Origin of the sequence: Streptomyces sp. WAC05292 (assembly GCF_003949955.1) — a bacterium.
Lineage (GTDB): Bacteria > Actinomycetota > Actinomycetes > Streptomycetales > Streptomycetaceae > Streptomyces > Streptomyces globosus.
Genome location: NZ_RPSE01000214.1, coordinates 1 through 10,397 on the forward strand (window position 1 = coordinate 1; position 10,397 = coordinate 10,397).

At 70.3% G+C, this 10,397-nt stretch carries 13 protein-coding genes, 1 tRNA gene and 1 pseudogene; 4 read left to right on the forward strand and 11 right to left on the reverse strand.

Annotated features, from left to right (window positions below; all coding sequences use genetic code 11):
* The first annotated feature begins 93 nt into the window (after window positions 1–93).
* From EF903_RS20880 to EF903_RS20890, 3 genes are all read left to right on the forward strand, one after another.
* Window positions 94–606 (forward strand): sugar transferase, encoded by a 513-nt coding sequence (locus tag EF903_RS20880; protein ID WP_125545410.1) that lies wholly within the window; start codon window positions 94–96, stop codon window positions 604–606.
* A 110-nt stretch (window positions 607–716) separates the two neighbouring features.
* Entirely contained in the window at window positions 717–3,278 is a 2,562-nt protein-coding gene (locus EF903_RS20885; protein WP_260615694.1) for a (Fe-S)-binding protein, read from the forward strand.
* A 232-nt stretch (window positions 3,279–3,510) separates the two neighbouring features.
* Window positions 3,511–4,485 carry a Yip1 family protein gene (locus EF903_RS20890; RefSeq protein ID WP_125545397.1) on the forward strand — a complete coding sequence of 325 codons (975 nt, stop codon included), beginning with the start codon at window positions 3,511–3,513 and terminating at the stop codon, window positions 4,483–4,485.
* Window positions 4,486–4,559: 74 nt separating this feature from the next.
* Here EF903_RS20890 and EF903_RS20895 read toward each other — a convergent pair whose 3' ends face one another.
* Window positions 4,560–5,057: a phosphoribosyltransferase gene (locus EF903_RS20895; RefSeq protein WP_125545399.1), complete on the reverse strand. Its 498-nt coding sequence runs from the start codon at window positions 5,055–5,057 to the stop codon at window positions 4,560–4,562.
* Window positions 5,054–5,641, reverse strand: coding sequence for a dCTP deaminase (dcd, locus tag EF903_RS20900; protein ID WP_114053441.1), 588 nt, complete (start codon window positions 5,639–5,641; stop codon window positions 5,054–5,056). The genes EF903_RS20895 and dcd overlap by 4 nt, the downstream gene beginning before the upstream one ends.
* Window positions 5,642–6,155: 514 nt before the next feature.
* Between dcd and EF903_RS20910 the strand changes: the two genes are divergently transcribed.
* A tRNA-Gly gene (locus EF903_RS20910) sits at window positions 6,156–6,229 on the forward strand.
* Window positions 6,230–6,280: 51 nt separating this feature from the next.
* Here the strand turns inward: EF903_RS20910 and EF903_RS20915 are convergent.
* The 9 genes and pseudogenes from EF903_RS20915 to EF903_RS20945 form a co-directional block, all read right to left on the reverse strand.
* Window positions 6,281–7,426 (reverse strand): site-specific integrase, encoded by a 1,146-nt coding sequence (locus tag EF903_RS20915; protein ID WP_125545401.1) that lies wholly within the window; start codon window positions 7,424–7,426, stop codon window positions 6,281–6,283.
* Complete coding sequence (locus EF903_RS20920) at window positions 7,426–7,638, reverse strand: excisionase family DNA-binding protein (protein WP_125545403.1); 213 nt, start codon at window positions 7,636–7,638, stop codon at window positions 7,426–7,428. Before EF903_RS20920 ends, EF903_RS20915 begins: the two co-directional genes overlap by 1 nt.
* On the reverse strand, window positions 7,631–9,019 hold the full coding sequence (gene repSA, locus EF903_RS20925; RefSeq protein WP_125545411.1) for a replication initiator protein RepSA: 1,389 nt from the start codon (window positions 9,017–9,019) through the stop codon (window positions 7,631–7,633). The genes EF903_RS20920 and repSA overlap by 8 nt, the downstream gene beginning before the upstream one ends.
* Window positions 9,019–9,189, reverse strand: a complete 171-nt coding sequence (locus tag EF903_RS34180) for a hypothetical protein (RefSeq protein WP_185902743.1) — start codon at window positions 9,187–9,189, stop codon at window positions 9,019–9,021. The genes repSA and EF903_RS34180 overlap by 1 nt, the downstream gene beginning before the upstream one ends.
* Window positions 9,190–9,194: 5 nt before the next feature.
* Entirely contained in the window at window positions 9,195–9,374 is a 180-nt protein-coding gene (locus tag EF903_RS20930; protein ID WP_125545405.1) for a hypothetical protein, read from the reverse strand.
* A gap of 94 nt (window positions 9,375–9,468) precedes the next feature.
* A complete protein-coding gene (locus EF903_RS20935) occupies window positions 9,469–9,786 on the reverse strand; it encodes a SpdD-like protein (protein ID WP_125545406.1) in 318 nt (105 codons plus the stop codon).
* Between the two features lie 12 nt (window positions 9,787–9,798).
* A complete protein-coding gene (locus tag EF903_RS34185; RefSeq protein WP_185902744.1) occupies window positions 9,799–9,954 on the reverse strand; it encodes a hypothetical protein in 156 nt (51 codons plus the stop codon).
* Window positions 9,955–9,974: 20 nt separating this feature from the next.
* Window positions 9,975–10,163, reverse strand: a complete 189-nt coding sequence (locus EF903_RS20940; protein ID WP_125545408.1) for a mobile element transfer protein — start codon at window positions 10,161–10,163, stop codon at window positions 9,975–9,977.
* A gap of 21 nt (window positions 10,164–10,184) precedes the next feature.
* A pseudogene (locus EF903_RS20945) lies at window positions 10,185–10,397 on the reverse strand (SpdA protein); the annotation flags it as partial.

The following is a 10,397-nucleotide window of genomic DNA, read 5'->3' on the forward strand; positions in this document are numbered from 1 at the left end:
CCCCCGCGGCCCTCGCCGCGGCCGCCCCGGCGGGCGCTGCGGGCATTCCGGGTGCCGCGGCCGGCGCTGCGCCTGCCGCGGCCGGCCCTGCGGATGCCGCGGCTGCCCGCGTATCCCGCCAAGCGGGCCTTCGACCTCGCCGCGGGCCTCCTCCTGCTGGCCGCGGCCCTGCCGGCGCTCCTCGCCGCGGCCGCCGTGCTCCTCCTGGCCCGGCCGCGCGCGGCCCGCGGGATCCTGCTGCGGGAGCCGGCGGCGGGGCTCGGCGGGCGGCCGTTCCGCACCTGGCGGCTGCACACCGCGGGGGCCGGGCGCGCCGGAGCGGCGGTCCGGCGGTGCGGACTCGACGCGCTGCCGCAGCTGCTGAACGTGCTCCGGGGCGAGATGTCGCTCGTCGGGCCGCGGCCGCAGGCCCGTACGGACCGGCCCGACAGGCTGCTCGTACGCCCCGGAATGACCGGGCTGTGGCAGGTCAGCGCGCGATCGGACCTCCCCTGGGAGGAGATGGCCCTCCTGGACCGGCACTATGTGGAGAGCCACTGGCTGGGGATGGATCTCGCGATCCTCGCCCGCACCCCCCGCGCGGCCCGTGAACACAGGCATGCCTGAGCGACACAGATCACCGCACGCTCACCTACAGCGCAGCGCGGAGAATGGGTAACCTCAAGCCTTGACTCAATAAGTTACTGCTTAGTAAGTCCCGCCCGAGGAGCCCTCCCATGCAACTCGCCGCGATCATCGTGTCGCTGGTCCTGACCGTGGTCGGCGTCGCGCTGCTCGCCCGAGCCGTGGCGCAGATCTACCGGTTCGTGAAACTCGGCCAACCCGTGCCGGCGGGCAGCCGCACGGACGACCCGAAGGCCCGAACGCTCACCCTGGTCCGCGAGTTCCTGGGCCACAGCCGGATGAACCGCTGGGGCATCGTCGGCTTCGCGCACTGGTTCGTGGCCATCGGCTTCCTGACCCTGCCGCCGACCCTGGCCCAGGCGTACGGCCAGCTCTTCCAGGCCGACTGGACCCTGCCGGTCCTCGGCGGGTTCCTGCCGTTCGAGATGTACATCGAGTTCATCGGCCTGATGACGGTCGTCGGCATCGCCGTGCTGATGGTGATCCGCCTGCTGTCGCTGCCGTCGCGCGCCGGCCGCAAGTCGCGCTTCGCGGGCTCGAAGGCCTGGCAGGCGTACTTCGTCGAGTACGTCATCCTCACCATCGGCCTGGCGATCCTCGCCCTGCGCGGCCTCGAGGGCGCCATCCACCACGTCGACTCGTACGAGCCGGCGTACTTCGTGTCGTACCCGCTGGTGCTCGCGTTCGACGGCCTGTCCCTGCCGGCCCTGCAGAACGCCATCTACTTCACCGCCATGATCAAGATCGGCACCTCGCTGATCTGGATGATCACGGTCTCGCTGAACACCAACATGGGTGTCGCCTGGCACCGCTTCCTCGGCTTCCCGAACATCTGGTTCAAGCGGAACGCCGACGGCGCCTCCGCGCTCGGCGCGCTCCAGCCGATGACCTCGGGCGGCAAGGAGATCGACTTCGAGGACCCGGGCGAGGACGACGTCTTCGGCGTCTCCCAGGTCGAGCAGTTCTCCTGGAAGGGCATCCTCGACTTCTCCACCTGCACCGAGTGCGGCCGCTGCCAGTCGCAGTGCCCCGCCTGGAACACGGGCAAGCCGCTCTCCCCGAAGCTCCTGATCATGTCGCTGCGCGACCACGCGCACGCCAAGGCCCCGTACCTCCTGGCCGGCGGCGGCAAGACCATGGAGGGCGAGGAGAAGGCGACCGCCGAGCAGCTCGCCGGCGTCCCGGCGGCGGCCCTGGCCGAGGCGGAGCGCCCGCTGATCGGCACGGTCGAGGAGAACGGCGTCATCGACCCGGACGTGCTGTGGTCCTGCACCACCTGCGGTGCGTGCGTCGAGCAGTGCCCGGTCGACATCGAGCACATCGACCACATCGTCGACATGCGCCGCTACCAGGTCATGATCGAGAGCGCGTTCCCCTCCGAGGCGGGCACGATGCTCAAGAACCTGGAGAAGAAGGGCAACCCCTGGGGCCTGGCGAAGAAGCAGCGCGTCGAGTGGACCAAGGAGGTCGACTTCGAGGTCCCGATCGTCGGCAAGGACGTCGAGGACCTCACCGAGGTCGACTACCTGTACTGGGTCGGCTGCGCCGGCGCCCTGGAGGACCGGGCGAAGAAGACCACGAAGGCCTTCGCCGAGCTGCTGCACATGGCGGGCGTCAAGTTCGCGATCATGGGCGGCGAGGAGAAGTGCACCGGCGACTCGCCGCGCCGCCTCGGCAACGAGCCGCTGTTCCAGCAGCTCGGCCAGGAGAACGTGGCCATGCTGAACATGGCGTTCGGCGAGGACGACGAGGACGAGTCGACGAAGAAGCCGAAGTCGGCGAAGAAGATCGTCTCGACCTGTCCGCACTGCTTCAACACCATCGCGAACGAGTACCCGCAGCTCGGCGGCGACTACGAGGTCATCCACCACACCCAGCTGCTCCAGCACCTGATCGACGAGGGCAAGCTGCTGCCGGTGACCCCGGTCGACGGCCTGATCACGTACCACGACCCCTGCTACCTGGGCCGCCACAACAAGGTCTACACGCCGCCGCGCGAGATCATGTCCGCCGTCCCGGGCCTGCGCCAGCAGGAGATGCACCGCCACAAGGAGCGCGGCTTCTGCTGCGGCGCCGGCGGTGCGCGGATGTGGATGGAGGAGCGGATCGGCAAGCGCATCAACAACGAGCGCGTCGACGAGGCCCTCTCCCTCAACCCCGACATCGTGTCGACGGCGTGCCCGTTCTGCCTGGTGATGCTGACCGACTCGGTGAACGGCAAGAAGAACGACGGCCAGGCCAAGGAGTCCGTCCAGGTCGTGGACGTGGCCCAGCTGCTCCTGGAGTCGGTGAAGGCCCCGGCCCCGACGGAGGCCGAACTGGCCGAGGCGGCGGCCGCGGCGGAAGCCGAGGCGGAAGCGGCGGCGAAGGCGGAGGCTGAGGCTGAGGCCAAGGCGAAGGCCGAGGCGGAAGCCAAGGCGAAGGCCGAGGCGGAAGCCAAGGCGAAGGCCGAGGCGGAAGCCAAGGCGAAGGCCGAGGCGGAAGCCAAGGCAAAGGCCGAGGCCGAGGCGGAGGCCGGGCCCGCGGCCGAGAAGGAGCCGGAGGCCGAGACGGCTGCGGAGGCCGGCGAGAAGTCGGCGTCCGCAGCCGGCAAGGCGCCGGAGACGGAGGCGGAGGCCGACGGCGACGCGGCCGAGGCCAACACGGCCAAGTAGGCCGGAGCACTCCACGCAGAACAGCGCTACAGCGCCGGTACGGCCGGCCCCCGCCCGGGGGCCGGCCGTACCGCTTCCCGGCTCGGTCCGGTCCGGCCCGGCCCGGCCCGGCCACGAACGACGGGGGGACATCCCCGGGGTTCCCCTAGGGGATGTCACAGCTCAGCCGCAAAGGGTGCTTAATCCGGCACCGACCGCACCCGATTGCCCGGGACCAGGTACGTTCGATCACGTGGCTGGATTCAGGATCGGACGCGGCAGGGACGACGACCGCGCGCAACAACCCCCGCGGCAGCAGCCGTACGGTCAGCAGCACCCGCAGCAGCAGCCGCCGCCGCAGGGGGCACCGTACGGCCGGCAGCCCTACCCTCCCCAGCAGCAGTGGCCGCAGCAGGCCGCGAGCGGGGGGCACGGCGAGCCCGAGTACTTCGACCCGTACGGACACCACCCTCACGGTGACCAGCAGGGGCAGCGCAGGCAGCCCCCGCAGGCGTATCCGCAGCAGCCCCCGTACGGCCCGCCCGGCGGCAGCCAGGGCGGCCACGGCGGCGGCTCGTACGCGAACGACAACCCCGGCCACACCCAGGTCTTCGCCTACGGCGAGGACCCGTACGGCCCGCCCGGCACCTACCAGGCGGACGGCGGCGCGGCCCCGGTTCCGGCCGGCCCGCGGCTTCCGTGGAAGGAGCTGCTCAAGGGCATCGTGATGCGCCCGGGGCCGACGTTTTTCCAGATGCGCGACTACCCGGTGTGGGGTCCCGCGCTGATCGTGACGTTCCTCTACGGCCTGCTCGCGGTCTTCGGCTTCGACGAGGCCCGCAAGGACGTCATCAACGCCACCCTCGCGAACGCCGTCCCGATCGTCCTGAGCGCCGGCGTGGCGTTCGTCATCTGCGGCCTGATCCTCGGCGCCGTCACCCACACCCTGGCCCGCCAGCTGGGCGGCGAGGGGTCCTGGCAGCCGACGATCGGCCTCTCGATGCTGGTCATGTCGATCTCGGACGCGCCGCGCCTGATCTTCGCGGTGTTCCTCGGCGGCGACAACATGTTCGTGCAGGTGCTCGGCTGGGCGACCTGGGTGGCGGCGGGCGCGCTGTTCACGTCGCTGATCAGCAAGTCGCACGACCTGCCGTGGCCGAAGGCGCTGGGCGCGTCCGCGATCCAGCTGGTGGCGCTGCTCTCGATCATCAAGCTCGGCACCCTGTAGGGGGAGGCGCAGCGAGAACAAAGGGCCCGCCGCCGCACCCTGGGTGCGGCGGCGGGCCCTTTCGCGTCCGGGGCTCAGGCGTCGAGGATCTGGCCTGCGCGCTGGACGACGGGCGGCTCGACCGACCAGGGGAACTCGATCCAGTCGTCGGTCCGCTTCCAGACGTACTCGCACTTCACGAGCGACTGCGACTTCTCGTAGATGACCGCGGAGCGGACGTCGGCGACGGTGCCGACGCAGAAGTCGTGGACGAGCTTGAGCGTCTTGCCGGTGTCGGCGACGTCGTCGGCGATCAGGACCTTCTTGTCGGAGAAGTCGATCGCGTCCGGGACGGGGGCGAGCATGACCGGCATTTCGAGGGTGGTGCCGACGCCGGTGTAGAACTCCACGTTCACCAGGTGGATGTTCTTGCAGTCCAGGGCGTACGCCAGCCCGCCGGCGACGAAGACACCGCCGCGGGCGATGGACAGGATGATGTCCGGCTCGTAGCCGTCGTCGGCGATGGTCTTCGCCAGCTCGCGCACGGCGCGGCCGAAGCCCTCGTAGTTCAGGGACTCGCGTACAACACTCATGCCTCGTGCCTCACCTGGGTGCGGTGGAAGTTCTGGAAGGAGCGCGAGGCCGTGGGCCCGCGCTGACCCTGGTACCGCGATCCGTACCGCTCGCTCCCGTACGGGAACTCGGCGGGCGAGCTGAGCCGGAACATGCACAGCTGCCCGATCTTCATGCCGGGCCAGAGCTTGATCGGGAGGGTGGCGAGGTTCGACAGCTCGAGCGTGACGTGACCGGAGAAGCCGGGGTCGATGAACCCGGCGGTCGAATGCGTCACCAGTCCGAGGCGGCCCAGGCTGGACTTCCCCTCCAGCCGGGAGGCGATGTCGTCGGGCAGCGAGATGACCTCGTACGTCGAAGCGAGCACGAACTCGCCCGGATGCAGGATGAACGCCTCGTCCCCCTCGGGCTCGACCAGACGGGTCAGGTCCGGCTGCTCGATGGCGGGGTCGATGTGGGCGTAGCGGTGGTTCTCGAACACCCGGAAGTAGCGGTCGAGACGCACGTCGATGCTGGAGGGCTGCACCATCGACTCGTCGAACGGGTCGATGAGCACCCGTCCGCTGTCGATCTCGGCCCGGATGTCTTTGTCGGAGAGAAGCACGTCCCGAGGATACGCAGTGGGCGCGAGCCGCCCCCAATCGAGTGCGGCGCCCGGGGCCGCGGCGCCCGCCGGCGGGGCGGCCGCGGCCCTGACCGCGCTGTCCTCCGCCCTACCGCTTGACGGCGGCGCCGACGGGCACCGCGTGCCTCAGCCGGGCGCACCGCGGACACCGCAGCAGCCGTCCCGGCCCGATCCGCCCGGCACCGAGGTGCTGCAGCGGGAACGAAGCGGTGCTGAACACGTGCCCCTCGGCACAACGGACGACGGTGTTCTCCATCGAGTCCCTTTCCCCAACCTGCCGTACTGCGACGAATCGCCACATTAGGGGATGATCGAGACCGCGCTCCAGCCGCCACTCCAGCGGCCCGCCACACCGGTACGTTACGCCCCAACTCCCGCCCCGGCGACGGCCGGTGCACCCCACAAACACGCGACGACCCCGCGGCCGATTCACCGGGGGTCGATCATGAGGTAGAGTGTGCAACGGTACCGCTCCAGACCCCTGGAGCGACCTGCGGATGTAGTTTAATGGTAGAACATGAGCTTCCCAAGCTTATAGCGCGGGTTCGATTCCCGTCATCCGCTCCACGACAAAGCCCCAGGTCAGCGACCTGGGGCTCTTGTATTGCCTAGACCTCTCTACTCGCTGCGTGCCAGATCCGTGCCAGATGCCTTACCGCGCAGCGCCTGCACTCGCGCGTGGATGCCGGCGGCAACCTCCCGCTGCCGGTCGAGGTTCGAGTGCTGATAGATCATCGCCGCCTTCTCGGAGGACTGGCCGGCGCGCACCATCGTGTCTTTCAGCGTGGCCCCGGACTGCGTCGAGAGGGTGTGCCCGGTGTGACGAAGGTCGTAGAAGGTGAAGGTGTCGGGCAGCCCGGCCGCCTTACGCGCCTTTTTCCACTTCCGACCGAACGTCGTACGCCGGAACGGGGCCCCGCGCTCCCCCACGAAGAGGAGCCCGTCCGGCTTCTGCTCCGCGTACAGGTACATGTGCAGCTTGAGATCACCGGCCATGAACCGCGGCAGAACGATGAACCGCTTACCTGCCTCGCTCTTGGTGTCCCCCGGGGCCCGACGCCCGGTGTTCAGCTCGGGCTCGGCACGCCGCACCCAGACACCGCAGTTCGCAAGATCCACGTCAGAACGTCGCAGTCCCGCTTGTTCCTCCGGCCGGGCCGGGCCGTACGCGGCTATGTAGACCATCAGCCGCCAGCGCGGGCCCATCGCCTTGGCAACGGCATCCACCTGATCGACGGTGGCGGTCTGCCGCTCCGCCGGCGACTCCTTGCCTGCACCCTTGATCCGGCAGGGGTTCCGCCTGATCAACTCGTCATCCTCAGCCGTACCCATGATCGCCTTGAGCAGCCGGTACGACTTGGCGACCGTGGTCGCACCCGTGGCCTTGAGTCGCTCGGTCCGCCATGTGCGGACCTTGGGCGGCGTGATCTCGTCGAGGTCCATTTCCTCGAAGGTGGGCAGGATGTGCAGCCGAAGGAGCCGCCGGTAGAGCTCTTCGGTCGTCTCCTCCAAGCCGCGCTCTTCCACCCATTGGAGCGCGTAGTCCGCGAAGTTCACGGCCCCCGCGTCCGGGTCGCGCCAATCTCCCTTGTTGATCTCGGTCTGCTTCTCGGCGAGCCAGTCATCTGCGTCCCCCGAAGTCGCGAAGGTTTCGGGCGCTGGCCGCATCACCCCATCCGGACCCGGGTACCGCGCCTGAAAGCGTCCGGACGGCAGCTTGCGGATCGCTCCGAACCGGCGGCGTCGGCCTTTGCTGTTAGCCATCAGGCGGCCCGCCGGTAGCGCGAACGCCGGGGCCGACGCGGCTCGACGGTATTCGCGGCGAGGTACTCCATGACCACGCTCTCCGCGATCCGGACGTGCGTACCGAGCTTCACGTACTTGATCCGACGCTCCGCGATCAGTCGGCGGGGGAACCGCTCGGTGGTGCCGAGCAGTTCGGCCACCTGGACGACAGACAGGTATCGATCACTCATTTCGTTCCCCCATCAGTTCTTCGCGGGCGATCTCTCGGCTGTGCTGGATGTCGCGGCGGATGTTGGCGGCGAGCCAGGACTCACCGGGGGTGTGGCCGTTGCCGGCGTAGACCCAGTGGGCGACGACGAGGACGGTGGCCTCCGGGTGGTCGTCGGGGTCGGGCAGGCCGAGCGAGGCGCGTTGCTGGGCGGCGCGGTAGTCGGCGCGGACCTGGCGTAAGGCGCCGAGGGTGGTGGAGTAGCGGCGGGACTTGGTGGAGAAGTGGCCGCGGAAGCCGAGCATGTGGGCCCAGGCCCGGAGGCGTCGGTCCGGGTAGGCCTTGTCGAGGTCCATGCACGCTTCCATCAACCGCCGGGGGTGGTCCGGGACGCCGAGGAGGATGAGGGCTTCCTTGTTGCCGACGGGGTGGTCGACGGTGCCAGTCGTCTCAGCGGCCTTCGTGGCGTATTTGGCGACGTAGGAGGCGACAGCCTGCTCGGTCAGCTCCTCGCCGTCCCCGAAGGCGCCGATGACCTGGACGTCGAGCTGGGTACCCCACATGAGGGTCACGTCCTGGGCAACGCCGTGCGCGGGGGCGGCGGGGACAATCACCCGGACGCGGGCAGCGGCGGCCCGGATGGAGTCGGTGAGCAGGCCAAGGGTGGCCCAGGCCGGCGGCGGAGTGTCGGGCCCTTCGGGACCGTCGAAACGGATGACGGCGTGGAAGTGGACGGCGCCGCGTTTCTGATACTCGGCGACCTTGCCGAAAGAGATGCGGGACTGTTCGCGGGCGGCTTTCTGGGTGAGGCCGGCGCGGGCGGCGATCTCGCGGCGGAGGTAGATCGTGAAGTACCGCCACAGTTCGGAGGCGTGGTTGTTCCACAGCACCGCGCCCGCGTAGTCGTACGTCTCCGGGTTGAGCGGGGTGCCGAGTTCGGGTGCGTCTTCGGGGTGCTGGGTGCCGCAGCGGCAGGGCCGGGTGTTGGGCCGGTTGTGGACGGGGCCGAAGGACGGGGCGGTGAGGGTGGCGAAGACGCGGGGGTGGTCGCGGATCGTCTCGGGGGTGCCCTTGCAGGGGTCGCCGATGAGGCCGGCGCGGATGAGGTGGTAGGTGTCGCCTGCGTAGGTCCAGGCACAGGCGGGGCAGCGGGAGGCCCGCCGGTTGCCGCAGGCGACGCGTAGGACGCCGCCGGGTTCGGTGTCCGTGGTGTAGGCGTGGAGCACGGTCTTGGTGGCGGGGTCGAGGAGCTTGGTGCCGCCACTCAGGCGGATGGGGGCGGCGCATCCTCCGGTGCGGCGGATCTGTTCGGTGAGGCGGTCGAAGCCGGGGGACCCGGCCACCTTGAGCAGGTCGCTCAGGGTGGCCGGGTCCAGGCCCGCCGCCGCAGTGGCGGGGTGGATCACTTATCGGTCTCCTTCGCCGTGTGGTTGTCGATCCACTCCTCGGCGCACACCTTGTGGACGGGCTTGCCGCGGTCGGAGCGCAGGGGGGTGGGCTTGGTGCAGATCACACACGGCTTGTCGCCGGTGTGGTCGAAGTGCTCGGGCGAGCGCCAGTCGAGAAGGGCCATCGCCGTCACCTCCCGACGCGGACGCGGGCGGCGGGGGTGGTGTGGCCGAGGCCGCGGCAGGTGAGGCAGTGGACGGGGATGGTGTGCCGGGTGCCGTCCGGGGTGCGGAGGCCGGTGGTGATGGTGGTGGTGGCGAAGCCGTCGCAGTCGCGGCAGACGCGCGGGACGTGGGTGTGCTCGGGCATGATGAGGAGTCCCTTTCGGGTCCGTTGGATCTGGATGGGGTGCAGGCGCCCGGGGCGGCGGAAGTTTGGCGACCGAGGCCGCCCCGGGGGCCGTTCAGTGCTTGTGCAGGTCCTTGATGAGCAGCCGCAGGACCACCGCGATCACGGCGACGGAGACGCCGGTGATGGCGGTGGCGAGGAGCATCGAGACGAGGACGGCGCCGACGACCAGGACCACCGCGCCACCGCCGGCGGCGAGGGCGAGCACGCTGCCGGGGGTGAGCTGGACCGTGGGGCGAGCCGGGACGGTCGGCGCGGCGGCCACCGGGGCGGACTCGTGGCGGGTCTCGACCCGGGACGTGGGGCCGGTGTGGGTGAGCGGGGTGACGATGCCGGTCGGGAGCGGGTTGACCGGGATGTGCGGTCGGAACATGTCGGTGTCTCCCTACTTGGTGATCGGGTCGGCGAGCGGGGCGAGGAAGCTGTCGGCGAGGAGGTAGCCGCCGAGGAGGATCACGGCGACGAGCCACCAGGGCGGGCGGATGAGCTTGATCCCGAGGGCGCCGACGACGATCAGGGCGAGCCAGAGCGGGACGTCCATGAGCGGGTCTCCTTCGCGGGTTAGCGCGGGTTGCAGCGGTGGGTGCGGGCGGCGAGCTCGGCGCCGGCACGGGTGGTGTAGTCGGCGGAGAACCCGCAGTCGGGCGCGGTGCAGGCGGCTGTGTGCTTGGTGGTGCCGCGGCCGTCGTGGTGGGTGCCGACGCGGACCGGGCCAATGAGGATCACGTTGTAGAAGCGCTTCGGGCGCATGGCCGGTGATCTCCTTTCGTGTCAGGCGAGTTGGAGGGCGATCGAGTCCGCCAGCGCCGCCGGGACGCCGAGGCGGGCCCGGAGGGTCGCCGCGTCGATCGGGGATCCGGTCTGGACGCGATGGGCTTCCGCGATCTTCCGGGCGTGATCGAGCAGCGCAGGCGGTACGGCGGCAGCGGGCGGTGCGGGCAGGGCGACTGTCGGGGGAGCGGGCTCCGGCGGGGTGGCTTCCGG

Bases quoted from the DNA above. Each gene is read 5' to 3' on its own strand.
- EF903_RS20935 (WP_125545406.1), bottom strand. From the start codon at position 9,786: ATGTTCCGACCGCACATCCCGGTCAACCCGCTCCCGACCGGCATCGTC.
- EF903_RS20915 (WP_125545401.1), bottom strand. From the start codon at position 7,426: ATGGCTAACAGCAAAGGCCGACGCCGCCGGTTCGGAGCGATCCGCAAG.
- EF903_RS20880 (WP_125545410.1), top strand. From the start codon at position 94: ATGCCGCGGCTGCCCGCGTATCCCGCCAAGCGGGCCTTCGACCTCGCC.
- EF903_RS20920 (WP_125545403.1), bottom strand. From the start codon at position 7,638: ATGAGTGATCGATACCTGTCTGTCGTCCAGGTGGCCGAACTGCTCGGC.
- EF903_RS20885 (WP_260615694.1), top strand. From the start codon at position 717: ATGCAACTCGCCGCGATCATCGTGTCGCTGGTCCTGACCGTGGTCGGC.
- EF903_RS34185 (WP_185902744.1), bottom strand. From the start codon at position 9,954: ATGGACGTCCCGCTCTGGCTCGCCCTGATCGTCGTCGGCGCCCTCGGG.
- EF903_RS20940 (WP_125545408.1), bottom strand. From the start codon at position 10,163: ATGCGCCCGAAGCGCTTCTACAACGTGATCCTCATTGGCCCGGTCCGC.
- EF903_RS20930 (WP_125545405.1), bottom strand. From the start codon at position 9,374: ATGCCCGAGCACACCCACGTCCCGCGCGTCTGCCGCGACTGCGACGGC.
- EF903_RS34180 (WP_185902743.1), bottom strand. From the start codon at position 9,189: ATGGCCCTTCTCGACTGGCGCTCGCCCGAGCACTTCGACCACACCGGC.
- EF903_RS20895 (WP_125545399.1), bottom strand. From the start codon at position 5,057: ATGAGTGTTGTACGCGAGTCCCTGAACTACGAGGGCTTCGGCCGCGCC.